The organism is Serratia sp. CY38905, from assembly GCF_052168875.1.
Lineage (GTDB): Bacteria > Pseudomonadota > Gammaproteobacteria > Enterobacterales > Enterobacteriaceae > Serratia > Serratia sarumanii.
Window position 1 is genome coordinate 28047 of sequence record NZ_JBJNLV010000015.1, and the last position, 16143, is coordinate 44189.

A 16143-nucleotide genomic window follows, 5' to 3' on the forward strand; every position below is an offset into this window, starting at 1 on the left:
TTGGAACACAAGAAAGAGTTATCCATGGCGACCATGAAAGACGTCGCCGAAATGGCGGGCGTTTCAACGGCTACCGTATCGCGTGCGCTGATGAATCCGGAAAAGGTGTCAACGCCGACGCGCCAGAAAGTGGAACAGGCCGTCCTAGCCGTGGGTTATTCTCCTCATGCTCTGTCACGCAATATCAAGCGCAACGAATCCCGCACCATCCTGGTGATCGTGCCCGACATCTGCGATCCGTTTTTCGCCGATGTGATCCAGGGGATCGAACAGACCGCCGCCCAACAAGGCTATCTGGTGCTGATCGGCGACTGCGCGCAGCAAAACCAGCAGGAGCGCACCTTCGTCAATCTGATCATCACCAAACAGATCGACGGCATGCTGCTGCTGGGCTCCAACCTGCCGTTCGACGCCAGCAAGGAAGAGCAGCGCAACCTGCCGCCGATGGTGATGGCCAACGAGTTCGCTCCCGAGCTGGAACTGCCGACGGTGCACATCGACAACCTGACCGCCGCCTTTGAAGCCGTGCATTATTTGCATCAATTGGGCCACCGGCAGATCGCCTGCGTCGCCGGGCCGGAACAGATGCCGCTGAGCCATTATCGGCTGCAGGGTTACGTTCAAGCGCTACGTCGTAATGGCATTACCGTCGAAAGCAGCTATATTACCCGGGGTGATTTTACCTACGAAGCCGGCGCGCAAGCGCTGACGGCGCTGATGGCACAGCCGAAACCGCCGACGGCGGTGTTCTGCCACAGCGACGTCATGGCGATCGGCGTGCTGTCCCAGGCGAAGAAAATGGGGCTGCGGGTGCCGCAGGATCTGTCGATCGTCGGCTTTGACGACCTCAAGCTGGCGCAGTATTGCGATCCGCCGCTGACCACGGTGGCGCAGCCGCGCTTCCAGATCGGCCAGCAGGCGATGTTGTTGCTGTTGGAGCAGTTGAACGGCCAGACGGTGGCCAGCGGCTCCCGGCTGTTGGACAGTGAATTGATTATCAGAGGCAGCACCGCTGCCCCGAAACGCTAGTCAAATATTTTAGGGTTCAGTAACATGACGGACTTATCCTTTCATCAGGACACAGCGGAATAATAGTGGCACAAAAAGACTATGTAAGCCGTGGGCGCGCAGCAGGAGCTAAGCGTAAAACCCCCAGCCGTAAAAAACGCAGTTCTCCGAAGGTTTCCAAAACCGTGCTGGCGTTAGCCGCCGCGTTGCTGGTTGTCTTTGTCGGTGGCCTCTATTTCATTACGCACAACAAGCCGGAAGACGCGCCGTTGTTGCCTGCGCACACCACGCGCCCCGGCAACGGCCTGCCGCCGAAGCCGGAAGAGCGCTGGCGCTACATCAAAGAGCTGGAAAACCGGCAGATCGGCGTGCAAACCCCGACCGAACCGACGGCCGGCGGCGAGCTCAATTCCAAAACTCAGCTGACCGCCGAACAGCGGCAACTGCTGGAACAGATGCAGGCCGACATGCAGCAGCGCCCGACGCAGCTGAACGAAGTGCCGTATAACGATCCGGGCCAGGCCAACGCGCGCAGCGCTCGCCAGCAGCAGCAGATGCAACAACAGCAAATGCAGCAGCAGCCGGTGCAGCAACAGCAGCAGGTCAGCCAGCCGCCGCGCAACCCGTTCAACAACGGGGCCACCACCGCGCCGGTGCAGCCGCACCCGCAGCCAAAACCGACTACCCAGCAACCGGTGCAGGTGAAACAGCCTGAGCCGAAGCCGCAACCGAAGCCGGAAGTGAAACAGGAAACGGCCAAGCAGGAAACCAAACCGGAATCAAAACAGAAGTGGATGGTGCAATGCGGTTCGTTCCGCGCCACCGATCAGGCTGAATCCGTGCGTGCGCGCCTGGCGTTCGAAGGCATCGAGAGCCGCATCACCGCCGGCGGCGGTTGGAATCGCGTGGTGCTCGGCCCGTACAGCAGCCGCGCCGCCGCGGACAAAACCCTTTCGCGCCTGAAGGGCGTCGGCATGTCGAGTTGCATTCCCCTCTCCGTTGGGGGTTGAAAAGCGTCAATCCCCCCCCATCTATACTCTCAATATGCCTCGTAGCGTCTGCGAAAGCAGGCGCTGCGGGGGCTTCTTTCCGTCTTTAACGAGGGTCTGCTCGTGACAACAATTGTAAGCGTACGCCGCAACGGCCAGGTCGTCATCGGTGGTGATGGCCAGGCAACCCTGGGTAATACGGTGATGAAGGGTAACGTCAAGAAAGTGCGTCGCCTGTATAACGACAAAGTGATCGCCGGTTTCGCCGGTGGCACCGCTGACGCCTTCACGCTGTTTGAACTGTTTGAACGCAAACTGGAAATGCATCAGGGCCACCTGGTGAAAGCCGCCGTCGAGTTGGCGAAAGACTGGCGCACCGACCGCATGCTGCGCAAGCTCGAAGCGCTGCTGGCGGTCGCCGATGAAAACGCTTCGTTGATCATCACCGGCAACGGCGATGTGGTGCAGCCGGAAAACGATCTGATCGCCATCGGCTCCGGCGGCCCTTACGCCCAGGCCGCAGCCCGCGCCATGTTGGAAAATACCGAGCTGAGCGCCCGCGACATCGTTGAGAAATCCCTCAACATCGCCGGCGACATCTGTATTTACACCAACCATTTCCACACCATTGAAGAATTGCCTTCCAAAGCGTAAGGATCGAATACCATGTCTGAAATGACCCCGCGCGAGATCGTCAGCGAACTGGACAGCTATATCATTGGCCAAAACAAGGCCAAACGCGCTGTCGCCATTGCCCTGCGCAACCGCTGGCGCCGGATGCAGCTCAACGAGATGCTGCGTCACGAAGTGACCCCGAAAAACATTCTGATGATCGGCCCGACCGGCGTCGGTAAAACCGAAATCGCCCGCCGTCTGGCGAAGCTGGCCAACGCGCCGTTCATCAAGGTTGAAGCCACCAAGTTCACCGAAGTGGGCTATGTGGGCAAAGAAGTGGACTCCATCATCCGCGATCTGACCGATGCCGCCATCAAAATGGTGCGCATGCAGTCGATCGAGAAAAACCGCACCCGTGCCGAAGAGTTGGCCGAAGAGCGCATTCTCGACGTGCTGATCCCGCCGGCCAAAAACAACTGGGGCCAGCCGGAAGAAGGCCAGGAACCGTCCGCCGCCCGCCAGGCATTCCGCAAGAAACTGCGCGAAGGCCAGCTGGATGACAAAGAGATCGAAATCGATCTGGCCGCCGCGCCGATGGGCGTGGAAATCATGGCGCCTCCGGGCATGGAAGAGATGACCAACCAGCTGCAGTCGATGTTCCAGAACCTCGGCGGCCAGAAGCAAAAGCCGCGCAAGCTGAAGATCAAAGAAGCCTTCAAGCTGCTGGTGGAAGAAGAAGCCGCCAAGCTGGTGAACCCGGAAGAGCTGAAAGAGCAGGCGATCGAAGCGGTTGAACAGCACGGCATCGTGTTTATCGACGAGATCGACAAAATCTGTAAGCGCGGCGGCCAAAGCTCCGGCCCGGACGTCTCGCGCGAAGGCGTGCAGCGCGATCTGCTGCCGCTGGTGGAAGGCTGCACCGTGTCCACCAAGCACGGTATGGTGAAGACCGACCACATCCTGTTCATCGCTTCCGGCGCGTTCCAGACCGCCAATCCGTCGGATCTGATCCCGGAACTGCAGGGCCGTCTGCCGATCCGCGTTGAGCTGCAGGCGCTGACCACCGAAGACTTCGAGCGCATCCTGACCGAGCCGAGCGCGTCGCTGACCGAGCAGTACAAAGCGCTGATGGGCACCGAAGGCGTCAACATCGAGTTCACCGCCGACGGCATCCGCCGCATCGCCGAAGCCGCGTGGCAGGTCAACGAAAGCACCGAGAACATCGGCGCGCGTCGTCTGCACACCGTGCTTGAGCGTCTGATGGAAGATATTTCCTACGAGGCGAGTGAAATTAATGGCCAATCCATTACAATTGATGCGGATTACGTGCGCAGTCATCTGGATGAACTGGTGGCGGATGAAGATTTGAGTCGTTTTATCCTATAATCGCTCAATCTTTGTCTTGTCAGTCATCTGTGTGGGAGGCATTGCCTCCCACAATTATTTCTAACGGACACCGCAACTTACTGACAGAAGCGAAACATGAGCTCATCGACCCCCACCACCCCGATCTCCGCCTGGCTGGAAAGTCTACGCCCCCGCACCCTGCCGTTGGCCTTTGCCTCCATCGTGGTCGGTTCGGCAATCGCCGCCTGGCACGGCAGCCTGAAACCCGAAGTGGCGCTGCTGGCGCTGTTGACTGCCGGCCTGCTGCAGATCCTCTCCAATCTGGCGAACGACTACGGCGATGCCGTCAAAGGCAGCGACAAAGAAGATCGCATCGGGCCCTTGCGCGGCATGCAAAAAGGCATGATCACCCAGGCGCAGATGAAACGGGCGCTGGTGGTGACGGTGGTACTGATCGCCCTCGCCGGCTGTTCGCTGATCGCCGTCGCCTGCGAGCAACCCAGCGACGTGGTCGGCTTCCTGGTGCTGGGCGGGCTGTCTATCGTGGCAGCCATCACCTATACCGTCGGCAACAAGCCCTACGGGTATTTGGGGCTGGGCGACATCTCGGTGCTGGTATTCTTCGGCTGGCTGAGCGTAGCCGGCACCTACTATCTGCAAACGCACACCTTCGACAGCGTCGTGATGCTGCCGGCCACCGCCTGCGGCCTGCTGGCGACGGCGGTGCTCAACATCAACAATCTGCGCGATATCGAGAGCGATCGCGAAAACGGCAAGAATACGCTGGCGGTGCGTCTCGGCCCGCACAAGGCGCGCATTTACCATGCCCTGCTGCTCGGCGGCGCGGTGCTGTGTTTCGCGCTGTTTACGCTGTTCAATCTCCACAGCCCATGGGGCTGGCTGTTCGTGCTGGCGATCCCGCTGCTGGTGCGCCACGGCCTGCGCGTACTGCGCGATCCGACGCCGGTCGGCATGCGGCCGATGCTGGAGCACATGGTCAAGGCGGCGTTGCTGGCCAACCTGCTGTTCGCTATCGGCGTGGCGCTCAGTTAAAAACTGATGATTTTGCCAACAGGGCGAATAAAGGGATATACTGAACATTCCAGCGGCAAACAGACGTAAAATCCTATGAAATACGATACTTCCGAACTTTGCGACATCTATCATGAAGAGGTGAACGTTGTTGAACCTCTGTTCTCCAATTTTGGCGGGCGTACTTCATTTGGCGGGCAGATCACCACGGTGAAATGCTTTGAGGATAACGGCCTGTTGTTCGATCTGCTTGAAGAAAACGGCCGCGGCCGCGTGCTGTTGGTCGACGGCGGCGGTTCGGTACGCCGGGCGCTGATCAACGCCGAACTGGCGCGCCTGGCCGCCCAGAACGAATGGGAAGGCATCGTGGTGTACGGCGCGGTGCGTCAGGTGGACGATCTGGAAGAGCTCGACATCGGCATTCAGGCGATGGCGGCGATCCCGGCGGGCGCGGTAAGCGAAGGCGTGGGGGAAAGCGATATCCGCGTCAACTTCGGTGGCGTCACCTTCTTCTCCGGCGATCACCTGTATGCCGACAACACCGGCATCATCCTCTCCGAAGACCCGCTCGACATCGAGTGATTTTCGGTCATGAAAAAGGGCGCCGCAGGCGCCCTTTTCGTTGCTGCCTGGCGTGAGGAATCAAACCTCTTCCATTTTGCCCAGCAGAGCGCGCAGGCGATCTTGCCATACGTGCTGTTCTTCTTTCAGCTGTTGGTTTTCGCGCACCAGCGCTTCGTGGTTGCCGGAGGCAGCCTGAACTTCCTGCGACAGAGAGTTGTTTTTGTCTTTCAGCTCTTCAATTTCCATCTGCAACAAGGTGATGGTATCAATCGCCTGCTGTACTTTTGCTTCCAGTTTCTCAAATACTTCAAATGACATGCTTCAGTCCCCTCATGATAGCAAGGCGTACATCTATAAGTAGCGGCCGCAACGTCGGCTGCAGCTACTGCGAATATTGCATCGCGCTCAGTGACGCGCGCCGTTATGGAAGGCGCGCCAGTCTCGATTCGTTAAAAACGATTGTAAGTAGCCAGTCTCCGCGTGTCTAGCAACATACCGGATCATCGCGCAGTCTGTTGCAATTTTCCTGCCTCCGCCATCAGCAAAAACTGAAAATCCCCGCCGCCGCCGCCGCGAGTTGTTAACGCCCCTCGCCAAACCACTGGTCAGATCACACTTTTATGGCTCAGAAAGAACACTAAACGACGCGAAATCGCTCAATTTTATGACGAGCTACACACATTTTGATTTCGCTATTTCTCGTTTATGTTCGTTAACGATAAATTTACATCACGTCCTCATTCAATAATTGGACGAGATGAAAAAAACTGTGCCCATAGGTCAGATGTATACCTAACTGAGCCTATAAACCAACAACCGCCGTTTTGCAGGACAACAACATTATGAGCCAAACCACCAGTCCGACATTAAAAGGCCAGTGCATCGCCGAGTTCCTCGGCACGGCGCTGCTGATCTTCTTTGGCGTAGGCTGCGTTGCCGCGCTGAAACTGGCGGGCGCCAGCTTCGGCCAGTGGGAAATCAGCATCATTTGGGGCCTGGGCGTCGCCATGGCCATCTATCTGACCGCCGCCATTTCCGGCGCGCATCTCAACCCCGCGGTCACCCTCGCTCTGTGGCTGTTCGCCTGCTTCGACGGGCGCAAAGTGGTGCCTTACATCATTGCGCAGATCGCCGGTGCCTTCTGCGCCGCCGCCCTGGTCTATGGGCTGTACTACAACCTGTTCTTCGACTTCGAAGCGGCTCACCACATGGTGCGCGGCAGCAACGAAAGCCTCGAGCTGGCCGGCATCTTCTCGACTTACCCTAACGCGCATATCTCCGTCGGCCAGGCCTTCCTGGTAGAAATGGTGATCGCCGCCATTCTGATGTGCCTGATCCTGGCGCTGACCGACGACGGCAACGGCATCCCGCGCGGCCCGCTGGCGCCGCTGCTGATCGGTATTCTGATTGCCGTGATCGGCGCCTCCATGGGACCATTGACCGGCTTTGCGTTGAACCCGGCGCGTGACTTCGGGCCGAAACTGTTCGCCTACCTAGCCGGCTGGGGCAAAGTCGCCTTCACCGGCGCACGCGACATCCCGTACTTCCTGGTGCCGATCTTCGCCCCTATCGTCGGCTGTGGCCTGGGCGCTTTCGGTTACCGCGCGCTGATTGGCCGCCACCTGCCGTGCGACGTCTGCGTGACGGAAGAAGAGCCCGACGCCAAGACCCAGCAGCGCAAAGCGTGATGGGTGCAGTTTTACACGGTTAACAACAGCAGGATAATTACCATGACTGTAGAAAAAAAATACATTGTCGCACTCGACCAAGGGACCACCAGCTCACGCGCCGTCGTGCTCGATCACGACGCCAACATCGTTGCGGTATCGCAGCGCGAATTCCCGCAGATCTATCCCAAGGCCGGCTGGGTTGAGCACGATCCGATGGAAATCTGGGCGTCGCAAAGTTCGACGCTGGTAGAAGTGCTGGCGAAAGCCGACATCAGTTCCGATCAGATCGCCGGCATCGGCATCACCAACCAGCGCGAAACCACCATCGTCTGGGAAAAAGAGACCGGCAAGCCGATTTACAACGCCATCGTCTGGCAGTGCCGCCGCACCGCCGACATCTGCGAGAAACTCAAGCGCGACGGCCTGGAAGAGTACATCCGTCACAATACCGGCCTGGTGGTTGACCCGTACTTCTCCGGCACCAAGGTGAAGTGGATCCTGGACAACGTCGAAGGCGCCCGCGAGCGCGCCAAGCGCGGCGAACTGCTGTTCGGCACCGTCGACACCTGGCTGGTGTGGAAAATGACCCAGGGGCGCGTACACGTCACCGATTACACCAACGCCTCACGCACCATGATGTTCAACATCCACGAGCTGGACTGGGATGAACGCATGCTGGAAGTGCTGGATATCCCGCGCGCCATGCTGCCGAAAGTCCGTCCTTCCTCCGAGGTGTACGGCCAGACCAACATCGGCGGTAAGGGCGGTACGCGTATTCCTATCGCCGGTATCGCCGGTGACCAGCAGGCGGCGCTGTACGGCCAGCTGTGCGTTCAACCGGGCATGGCGAAGAACACCTACGGCACCGGCTGCTTCCTGCTGATGAACACCGGCAAAGAAGCGGTGCGTTCGAAAAACGGCCTGCTGACCACCATCGCCTGCGGCCCGCGCGGCGAAGTGAACTATGCGCTGGAAGGCGCGGTGTTCATCGGCGGTGCGTCTATCCAGTGGCTGCGCGACGAGCTGAAACTGATCAGCGACGCCGCCGACTCCGAATACTTCGCCACCAAGGTGAAAGACAGCAACGGCGTCTATGTGGTGCCGGCCTTCACCGGCCTGGGCGCCCCTTACTGGGATCCGTACGCCCGCGGCGCCATCTTCGGCCTGACCCGTGGCGCCAACAGCAACCACATCATCCGCGCCACGCTGGAATCCATCGCCTTCCAGACCCGTGACGTGCTGGACGCCATGCAGGCCGACGCCAACACCCGCCTGCAATCGCTGCGCGTGGACGGCGGCGCGGTCGCCAACAACTTCCTGATGCAGTTCCAGTCCGATATTCTCGGCACTCGCGTAGAACGCCCTGAAGTGCGTGAATCGACGGCGCTGGGCGCCGCGTTCCTGGCGGGCCTGGCCATCGGCTACTGGAACGATCTGGACGAAGTGAAGAGCAAAGCGGTGATTGAACGCGAATTCCGCCCAAGCATCGAAACCACCGAACGCAACTACCGCTACGGCGGCTGGAAAAAAGCGGTGGCTCGCGCTCAGGCGTGGGAAGATCACGAGTAATCCCGAAGCTGCCGTTTCTCCAACAAGCGCTGCCTGCGGGCGGCGCTTTTTTTTGCCCCGCCCCGCCGCCGCCGCGCTGTGATAGACTTTGCCGATATTTTCTTCCCTTTCTCACAGACAGGTTTGCCATGAAACGTGAATTAGCCATCGAATTTTCCCGCGTTACCGAAGCCGCCGCGCTGGCGGGCTACAAATGGCTGGGACGCGGCGACAAGAACGCCGCCGACGGCGCGGCGGTCCACGCCATGCGCATCATGCTTAACAACGTGGATATCGATGGGCGCATCGTGATCGGCGAAGGCGAGATCGACGAAGCGCCGATGCTGTATATCGGCGAACAGGTCGGCACCGGCCAGGGCGACGCGGTCGACATCGCGGTCGATCCGATCGAAGGCACCCGCATGACCGCCATGGGCCAGTCCAATGCGCTGGCGGTATTGGCGGTGGGCGATCGCGGCACCTTCCTGCACGCGCCGGACATGTACATGGAGAAGCTGGTGGTCGGCCCGGCGGCGCGCGGCGCCATCGATCTCAACCTGCCTCTGGCGGAGAATCTGCAGAACGTCGCCGCCCGGCTGGGCAAACCGCTGTCGCAGCTGACGGTGATTGTCTTGGCCAAACCGCGCCACGACGGCGTCATCGCGCAGATGCAGCAACTCGGCGTGCGGGTGTTCGCCATTCCTGACGGCGACGTGGCGGCCTCCATTCTCACCTGCATGCCGGAAAGCGAGGTCGATGTGATGTATGGCATCGGCGGCGCGCCGGAAGGGGTGATCTCAGCCGCGGTGATCCGCGCGCTGGACGGCGACATGCAGGCGCGTTTGCTGCCGCGCCATGAGGTGAAAGGCGACAGCGCCGAGAACCGCCGCATCGGCGAACAGGAGCTGGCGCGCTGCCGAGAGATGGGTATCGAAGCCGGTCAGGCGCTGCGTCTGGATCAGATGGCGCGCAACGACAACGTGATCTTCTCCGCCACCGGCATCACCAAGGGCGATCTGCTGGAAGGCATCAGCCGCCAGGGCAATATGGCCACGACCGAAACGTTGCTGATCCGCGGCAAGTCGCGCACCATCCGCCGCATCCGTTCAACCCACTATCTGGATCGTAAAGACCCGGCGCTGCACGAGTTTTTGCTGTAACGAAACAGGGCGCCGAATGGCGCCCTGATGATTGATGACAAACCTCATGACCTTGCCGGGTTGGCAGAGAGCAACGAATAGAAAACCAGGAAAATCAATTTATTGATTTTCGGCTGATAACCACAAAGGGGGAAAAATCACGCTTTTTCCCCCTTTGTCAACTGCATGAGAGCGCCGAATGGCGCCCTGTCGTTATGCGGTATGCCCCTGATGTTGCATCCGGTTGGACAGCGGCCACCAGCACAGCAGGATCAGCAGCGCCATCGCGAACATCAGCAATCCGAGGCTGAACTGCCCGGTTTGCGGCAGCATGGCGGAAAGCCAGGTCGCGAGACCCGATCCCATATTCTGCATGCCGCCCACCAATGCGCCCGCCGCGCCGGCCAGGTAAGGGAACGGCTCCATCGCCCCGGTGGTCGCCAGCGGGAACAGCATGCCGGCGCCGAAGAAGAACAGTGCGGCCGGCACGATCAGCGTCCAGATGTTCATCACGCCGAACCAGCCCGGGATCCACATCATCGCCCCCGCCAGCAGGCAGCTAATCACCGAATGCCACATCAGCGTGTGGAAGGTCTTGCCGTCGCGCCCGGCGTACCAGGCACCGAAAAACGCCGCCGGGATCGGCAGAATGAACAGGATGCTGACGGTCAGGCCACTGAGCCCCAACACGCCGCCCATCAACACGCCGCAGCTGGCCTCGAATACCGCAATGCCCGCCAGCGCGCCGATCAGCATCACCAGGTAGCAACTGAAGGTGCTGTCAGCCAGCAGCTGGCGGAAACTGGCCAGCATGCGGCGTTTTTCCGTTTGCACCGGGCGGGTTTCCGGCAGCCAGCGGAACATGGCGAAAGCGACGCAGGCGCACAGCGCCAGCAGGAAGGCGTAGCTGGCACGCCAGCCGAACACCATCGCCAATGCGCCGCCGATCACCGGCGCCAGCAGCGGGCTGACCAAAATCCCCATATTCAGCAGGCTGTTGGCATAGCGCAGCGCGGTGCCGGCATACAGATCGCGCGGCATGGTGCGCGCCATCACGCCCGCCACGCCGGTGCCCATCCCCTGAATGGCGCTGGCGGCGACCAGCATCGTCAGGTTAGTGGACAGCAGCGCGCCCAGCGCGCCGATCAGGAAGATCATCATGCCGGTCAGGATCACCGGACGACGCCCGATACGATCCGATATCGGCCCGTAAATCAGCTGGGAGAAACCGTAGGTCAGCAGATACGCCGCCATCACCCGTTGCACGGCGCCGGTGCGAACCGACAGATCGTGGGCGATATCAGCAATAACGGGAACATAAATGGTTTGCGCCATCTGGCCGACGGCGACCAACAGGATAAGCATCACCAGCAGGTGAAAATTCTCTAGTTTTCTCATTATCTTCGTTAACGTTTCAACTCGTCACAGCGTCCCGGAATGGCCGTTGCAGCAGCCAGAACGGCGAGCAGCCCTCTATGGCGGCATAAACTAATCAAATCTGATTTTTTTAGCGAGTTTCAGGTAGATATTGATCCAGGTCACACTGGCAGCAAACCCGACCAGGCTCGTAAATTAAACTGTACGTCTAACGCTTTGGAGTTAAAAACAGTGCCCTTGCAGTAGCCGCGCTTTAGCATTTAATCGATAATTCTTTTCATCAACTTGAAATAAAATAACACCATAGGGATTTGGTTCATGAAAACACCTGAGCTGATTTTATTGCAGTTAAAGGCTCTCGGCCCGCACTCGGCCAAAATGCTGGCGGAGCGTCTGGACATTACGCCGATGGGCATCCGACAACATCTGCAATCCCTGGAAAAACGTGAGTTGGTTTGTTACGAAGAAGCGCGCAGCAAGGTCGGCCGCCCGACGCGCTACTGGTCGCTGACCGAGCGAGGGCATGCCTTTACGGCCGCCGACCAGGAGCGGTTGCGGGCATCCGCGCTGCAGCTGTTTGGCGGCGCCGGGGTGGAACCGTTGCTCAGCGCGCGCGAAGAGCAGCTTTATCTGCGTTATGCCGAAGAGCTGTCCGCCGAGCGTAGCCACCAAGATCGGTTAGCCCGACTGGTGCGCCTGCGGCAACATGACGGTTACATGGCTGAATTGCTCGACCACCCGCACGGCGCGCTGCTGGTGGAAAACCACTGCCCGATCGGCGTGGCCGGCTCCAGCTGCAGTAGCCTGTGCAATTCCGAGCTGCAGCTGTTTCACCGCCTGTTCGGCAACGACTACCGGGTAGAGCGCACCGCGCACGCCATTTCCGGCTCACGACATTGTGCTTATTTGATTCGACCACGGGAGCTTTAGAGTATGGCTGAATGGGTAAACGGCAAGGTTACGCAGGTAAAACAATGGACCGACGGGCTGTTCAGCCTGGTGGTCAATGCCCCCATCGATCCTTTCACCGCCGGGCAATTCGCCAAGCTGGCGCTGGAGATCGACGGCGAACGGGTGCAGCGCGCCTACTCCTACGTCAATGCCCCCGACGACGCCAATCTGGAGTTCTATCTGGTCACCGTGCCGGAAGGCAAACTGAGCCCGCGCCTCAATCAACTGCAGCCGGGCTCGGACGTGATGGTAACCAAAGAAGCCGCCGGCTTCTTCGTGCTGGACGAGGTGCCCGACTGCGACACGCTGTGGATGCTGGCGACCGGCACCGCCATCGGCCCCTATTTATCGATTCTGCAGCAGGGCATCGGGCTGGAGCGCTTCAACAACCTGGTGCTGGTGCACGCCGCGCGCTTTGCGCGTGACCTGAGCTACCTGCCGCTGATGCAGCAACTGCAGCAGCGCTACAACGGCAAGCTGCGCATCCAGACTGTCGTCAGCCGCGAAGAGGCGCCCGGTTCATTGACCGGCCGCGTACCGGCGCTGATCGAGGACGGCCGGTTGGAAGCGGCGATCGGCTTGACCATCGACGCCGAAACCAGCCACGTGATGCTGTGCGGCAACCCACAAATGGTGCGGGACACCCAGCAAACGCTGAAAGACCACCGCCAGATGCGCAAGCACCTGCGCCGCAAGCCGGGCCACATCACCAGCGAACACTACTGGTAACCCGAAGGGGATCAGCGGAACTTCACCGGTTCGGCTTCCGGGCCGAACCGGTTATCCCCCGGCGTGCCGACGAAGGCCCCCAGATCGATCATCATCATCACGATAATCAGCGTCGGAATGAAACGCCCGACGCCCCATTGCCAGATCGGCGCCAGCATCTGCCAGTTCCCCGCCGCCAGCATCCACGCCAGGATCAGCAGCAGCGCCCACCAGCCGGCCTTGTTGCGATCGTGCAGGCGCTTGACCAGCACCGCCGCCGTCGGCCACAGCAACGCCACGATAAAGAAGGCGATGGATTGGATGGCGATCAGCTGATAATTGGCCAGCGTAAACGCCGCCGCCATCAGCGCCAACCACAGCCCCATCCAAATCCAGAAGTCGCGCCGCCCGATGCGGCCCTTAAAAGAAAAACACCACTGTTGTAACGTCATCGATTCCTGCGCTCTAAGCCTGCCCATATTCTGCGCCGCAGTGTAACATAGGCGCTGCCGGGCCGAGTTTTCCGCCTTGCATAACGCGGTGCGCCGCACAGCTTTCTCGTCAGCGAACCGATAATGGCGTGGGATCTTTGACAAGCCCCGCGGGTTATCGCTTTAATCGGAGCCATCTTTGTCCTTGATGCCATACGCCATGCTGAGAAAAACCCTCGTCATCGCCTGCCTGCTGCAGGCGGCCGCCAGCGCCTGGGCCGATCCGCCGCCCGCCGAAGCGACGCCCGCCGCACCTTACCTGCTGGCCGGGGCGCCGACGTTCGATCTGACGGTGGTCAAATTCCGCGAAAAATACAACCGCGACAACCCGAAGCTGCCGATTGGCGAATTCCGCGCCATTCCCGCCGCCGAAGACGATTCGCCGCTGCTGACGCGCGCCGCCAGCAAAGTCAACGAAAACCTGTACGCCTCCACCGCGCTGGAGAAAGGCACCGGTAAAATCAAAACGTTGCAGATCACTCACCTGCCGCTGCAGCAGGCCAATGAAGAAAAAGCCGCGCGCGCCATCGCCATCAGCTACATGGCGGCGCTGATGCGCCAGTTCGAACCGGCGTTGACGGTGGAACAGAGCCAGAACAAGGTGAACAGCCTGCTGGAAAAAGGCAAAGGATCGCGCTTTTACCAACAGCAGGTCGGCGCCATTCGCTATGTCGTTTCGGACAACGGCGATAAAGGCGTAACCTTCGCGGTTGAACCGATTAAGCTGGCGCTTTCCGAGCCGTAACGGCGCGGCATTTAATGACGAAAAGCAAAGCCTTCGCGCTTAATGATCTCTATACTGTTGGGCAGGTAAACTGCCGGTCCGGCAGTTGTCATTTCGACTCTCGCGTTCCCTAGTTGGAGGAAAAAACATGCGTCATCCATTAGTTATGGGTAACTGGAAGCTTAACGGCAGCACCCACATGGTCAACGAACTGATCGCCGGCCTGCGCAATGAGCTGAGCAGCGTTGACGGCTGTGGCGTCGCCATCGCCCCGCCGGTGATGTATCTGGATCAGGCCAAGCATGCGCTGGCCGGCAGCCGCATCGCGCTGGGCGCGCAGAACGTGGACGTTAACCTGTCCGGCGCCTTCACCGGTGAAGTTTCCGCCAACATGCTGAAAGACGTCGGTGCCCAGTACATCATCATCGGCCACTCCGAGCGCCGCACCTACCACAAAGAAAGCGACGAAGTCATCGCCGAGAAATTCGCCGTGCTGAAAGAAGCCGGCCTGATCCCGGTGCTGTGCATCGGTGAAACCGAAGCGGAAAACGCCGCGGGCAAAACCGAAGAAGTGTGCGCGCGCCAGATCGACGCCGTGCTGAAAACGCTGGGCGCACCGGCGATGAAAGGCACCGTGATCGCCTATGAGCCGGTCTGGGCCATCGGCACCGGCAAATCCGCTACCCCTGCGCAGGCGCAGGCCGTGCACAAATTTATCCGTGACCACATCGCCAAGCACGATGCCGCGGTTGCCGCTGAAATCATCATCCAGTACGGCGGTTCGGTGAACGACAAGAACGCCGCAGAGCTGTTCTCTCAGCCGGACATCGACGGCGCGCTGGTTGGCGGCGCCTCGCTGAAAGCCGACGCTTTCGCCGTGATCGTCAAAGCCGCTGCCGCAGCAAAAAAAGCCTGATTCCCTTAGGCCTGCCATAAAAAAACCCCGGCTTGCCGGGGTTTTTTATTGCCGCTCAACCGGCATCAGCGTTTGCTGATCTCGTCGAACACGCCGCCGGTGGCGAAGTGCACCTTCTGCGCTTCGGTCCAGCCGCCGAAGGTGTCATCCACGGTGAACAGCTTCAGCTGCGGGAACTGCCCGGCAAACTTGGCCGCCACCGCCGCATCGCGCGGACGGTAATAGTGCTGCGCCGCGATGGTCTGCCCTTCCGGCGAATACAGATACTTCAGATAGGCGGTCGCCACGTCGCGGGTACCGCGTTTATCGACCACCTTATCCACCACCGACACCGTCGGTTCGGCCAGGATCGATTCGCTCGGCGTAATAATCTCGAACTTGTCTTTGCCGAGCTCTTTCTCCGCCAGCAGCGCTTCGTTTTCCCAGGCGATCAGCACATCGCCGATGCCGCGCTCAACGAAGGTGTTGGTCGCGCCGCGCGCGCCGGAATCCAGCACTTCAACGTTCTTGTACAGGTTTTTGACGAAGTCCTGCGCCTTGGCCTTATCGTTGTTGTTGTGGTGCAACGCGTAGCCCCAGGCGGCCAGGTAGTTCCAGCGGGCGCCGCCGGAGGTTTTCGGGTTCGGGGTGATCACCGACACGCCCGGCTTGATCAAATCGGGCCAGTCGTGAATTTGTTTCGGGTTGCCTTTGCGCACCAGGAAGACGATGGTCGAGGTGTAAGGCGCCGAGTTGTCCGGCAGGCGCTTGATCCAGTCTTTCTCGATGCGCCCGCGTTCGGCGATGGCGTCGACGTCATAGGCTAACGCCAGCGTCACCACGTCGGCCTCGATGCCGTTGATCACCGAGGTCGCCTGTTTGCCGGATCCGCCATGCGACTGGCGCACCGTCACCTTGTCGCCGGTTTCCGCCTGATAGTGCTTGCTGAATGCCGTGTTGTAAGCCTGATAGAACTCACGCGTCGGATCGTATGACACGTTCAGCAACTGAATATCCTTCGCCATGGCGCCGGACGCCAACAGCACCAATGTCAGACCTACACCCCATTTACGCATCGACAGGCT

General features: G+C 60.0%; 17 protein-coding genes. 13 read left to right on the forward strand and 4 right to left on the reverse strand.

Annotation, left to right across the window (positions count from 1 at the left end):
• The 6 genes from cytR to rraA all read left to right on the forward strand — a co-directional run bounded on the left by cytR (position 1) and on the right by rraA (position 5573).
• Positions 1-1029, forward strand: a complete 1029-nt coding sequence (cytR, locus tag ACJ8MK_RS22570) for a DNA-binding transcriptional regulator CytR (RefSeq protein WP_004931082.1) — start codon at positions 1-3, stop codon at positions 1027-1029.
• 65 nt (positions 1030-1094) lie between these two features.
• Entirely contained in the window at positions 1095-2018 is a 924-nt protein-coding gene (ftsN, locus tag ACJ8MK_RS22575) for a cell division protein FtsN (protein WP_442518075.1), read from the forward strand.
• Positions 2019-2120: 102 nt separating this feature from the next.
• Positions 2121-2651, forward strand: coding sequence for an ATP-dependent protease subunit HslV (gene hslV / locus ACJ8MK_RS22580; protein WP_033649891.1), 531 nt, complete (start codon positions 2121-2123; stop codon positions 2649-2651).
• Between the two features lie 12 nt (positions 2652-2663).
• Complete coding sequence (gene hslU / locus ACJ8MK_RS22585) at positions 2664-3998, forward strand: HslU--HslV peptidase ATPase subunit (protein WP_033636435.1); 1335 nt, start codon at positions 2664-2666, stop codon at positions 3996-3998.
• Between the two features lie 96 nt (positions 3999-4094).
• Positions 4095-5012 carry a 1,4-dihydroxy-2-naphthoate polyprenyltransferase gene (locus ACJ8MK_RS22590; RefSeq protein WP_033636436.1) on the forward strand — a complete coding sequence of 306 codons (918 nt, stop codon included), beginning with the start codon at positions 4095-4097 and terminating at the stop codon, positions 5010-5012.
• A gap of 75 nt (positions 5013-5087) precedes the next feature.
• Positions 5088-5573, forward strand: a complete 486-nt coding sequence (gene rraA / locus ACJ8MK_RS22595) for a ribonuclease E activity regulator RraA (RefSeq protein WP_004931090.1) — start codon at positions 5088-5090, stop codon at positions 5571-5573.
• 60 nt (positions 5574-5633) lie between these two features.
• On the opposite strand, the gene zapB is transcribed toward rraA, so the two are convergent.
• Positions 5634-5873 carry a septal ring assembly protein ZapB gene (gene zapB / locus ACJ8MK_RS22600; protein WP_004931092.1) on the reverse strand — a complete coding sequence of 80 codons (240 nt, stop codon included), beginning with the start codon at positions 5871-5873 and terminating at the stop codon, positions 5634-5636.
• 524 nt (positions 5874-6397) lie between these two features.
• Here zapB and ACJ8MK_RS22605 point away from each other — a divergent pair.
• From ACJ8MK_RS22605 to glpX, 3 genes are all read left to right on the forward strand, one after another.
• Complete coding sequence (locus ACJ8MK_RS22605) at positions 6398-7243, forward strand: MIP/aquaporin family protein (protein WP_004931095.1); 846 nt, start codon at positions 6398-6400, stop codon at positions 7241-7243.
• 42 nt (positions 7244-7285) lie between these two features.
• Positions 7286-8794, forward strand: coding sequence for a glycerol kinase GlpK (glpK, locus tag ACJ8MK_RS22610; RefSeq protein WP_033649890.1), 1509 nt, complete (start codon positions 7286-7288; stop codon positions 8792-8794).
• A 128-nt stretch (positions 8795-8922) separates the two neighbouring features.
• A complete protein-coding gene (gene glpX / locus ACJ8MK_RS22615; protein ID WP_033636438.1) occupies positions 8923-9933 on the forward strand; it encodes a class II fructose-bisphosphatase in 1011 nt (336 codons plus the stop codon).
• A gap of 192 nt (positions 9934-10125) precedes the next feature.
• On the opposite strand, the gene emrD is transcribed toward glpX, so the two are convergent.
• Positions 10126-11310, reverse strand: coding sequence for a multidrug efflux MFS transporter EmrD (gene emrD, locus ACJ8MK_RS22620; RefSeq protein ID WP_033649888.1), 1185 nt, complete (start codon positions 11308-11310; stop codon positions 10126-10128).
• A 297-nt stretch (positions 11311-11607) separates the two neighbouring features.
• Here emrD and ACJ8MK_RS22625 point away from each other — a divergent pair, with 297 nt between their 5' ends.
• Positions 11608-12219, forward strand: a complete 612-nt coding sequence (locus ACJ8MK_RS22625; RefSeq protein ID WP_049195683.1) for a helix-turn-helix transcriptional regulator — start codon at positions 11608-11610, stop codon at positions 12217-12219.
• 3 nt (positions 12220-12222) lie between these two features.
• The gene (gene fpr, locus ACJ8MK_RS22630) at positions 12223-12969 is read left to right on the forward strand and encodes a ferredoxin--NADP(+) reductase (RefSeq protein ID WP_033636442.1); all 747 of its coding nucleotides are present in this window, start codon (positions 12223-12225) and stop codon (positions 12967-12969) included.
• Positions 12970-12980: 11 nt separating this feature from the next.
• Here fpr and ACJ8MK_RS22635 read toward each other — a convergent pair whose 3' ends face one another.
• Positions 12981-13400 (reverse strand): DUF805 domain-containing protein, encoded by a 420-nt coding sequence (locus ACJ8MK_RS22635; protein WP_033639143.1) that lies wholly within the window; start codon positions 13398-13400, stop codon positions 12981-12983.
• A gap of 199 nt (positions 13401-13599) precedes the next feature.
• Here ACJ8MK_RS22635 and ACJ8MK_RS22640 point away from each other — a divergent pair, with 199 nt between their 5' ends.
• A complete protein-coding gene (locus ACJ8MK_RS22640; protein ID WP_442518076.1) occupies positions 13600-14184 on the forward strand; it encodes a DUF1454 family protein in 585 nt (194 codons plus the stop codon).
• Positions 14185-14311: 127 nt separating this feature from the next.
• A complete protein-coding gene (tpiA, locus tag ACJ8MK_RS22645) occupies positions 14312-15079 on the forward strand; it encodes a triose-phosphate isomerase (protein WP_004931113.1) in 768 nt (255 codons plus the stop codon).
• Between the two features lie 65 nt (positions 15080-15144).
• Here the strand turns inward: tpiA and ACJ8MK_RS22650 are convergent, their stop codons facing one another.
• Complete coding sequence (locus ACJ8MK_RS22650) at positions 15145-16134, reverse strand: sulfate ABC transporter substrate-binding protein (RefSeq protein ID WP_033636447.1); 990 nt, start codon at positions 16132-16134, stop codon at positions 15145-15147.
• Between the last annotated feature and the right edge of the window lie 9 nt (positions 16135-16143).

Bases quoted from the DNA above. Each gene is read 5' to 3' on its own strand.
- glpX (WP_033636438.1), top strand. From the start codon at position 8,923: ATGAAACGTGAATTAGCCATCGAATTTTCCCGCGTTACCGAAGCCGCC.
- hslU (WP_033636435.1), top strand. From the start codon at position 2,664: ATGTCTGAAATGACCCCGCGCGAGATCGTCAGCGAACTGGACAGCTAT.
- zapB (WP_004931092.1), bottom strand. From the start codon at position 5,873: ATGTCATTTGAAGTATTTGAGAAACTGGAAGCAAAAGTACAGCAGGCG.
- ACJ8MK_RS22590 (WP_033636436.1), top strand. From the start codon at position 4,095: ATGAGCTCATCGACCCCCACCACCCCGATCTCCGCCTGGCTGGAAAGT.
- tpiA (WP_004931113.1), top strand. From the start codon at position 14,312: ATGCGTCATCCATTAGTTATGGGTAACTGGAAGCTTAACGGCAGCACC.
- rraA (WP_004931090.1), top strand. From the start codon at position 5,088: ATGAAATACGATACTTCCGAACTTTGCGACATCTATCATGAAGAGGTG.
- glpK (WP_033649890.1), top strand. From the start codon at position 7,286: ATGACTGTAGAAAAAAAATACATTGTCGCACTCGACCAAGGGACCACC.
- ACJ8MK_RS22650 (WP_033636447.1), bottom strand. From the start codon at position 16,134: ATGCGTAAATGGGGTGTAGGTCTGACATTGGTGCTGTTGGCGTCCGGC.
- ACJ8MK_RS22605 (WP_004931095.1), top strand. From the start codon at position 6,398: ATGAGCCAAACCACCAGTCCGACATTAAAAGGCCAGTGCATCGCCGAG.
- ACJ8MK_RS22625 (WP_049195683.1), top strand. From the start codon at position 11,608: ATGAAAACACCTGAGCTGATTTTATTGCAGTTAAAGGCTCTCGGCCCG.
- fpr (WP_033636442.1), top strand. From the start codon at position 12,223: ATGGCTGAATGGGTAAACGGCAAGGTTACGCAGGTAAAACAATGGACC.
- emrD (WP_033649888.1), bottom strand. From the start codon at position 11,310: ATGAGAAAACTAGAGAATTTTCACCTGCTGGTGATGCTTATCCTGTTG.
- ACJ8MK_RS22635 (WP_033639143.1), bottom strand. From the start codon at position 13,400: ATGACGTTACAACAGTGGTGTTTTTCTTTTAAGGGCCGCATCGGGCGG.
- ACJ8MK_RS22640 (WP_442518076.1), top strand. From the start codon at position 13,600: ATGCTGAGAAAAACCCTCGTCATCGCCTGCCTGCTGCAGGCGGCCGCC.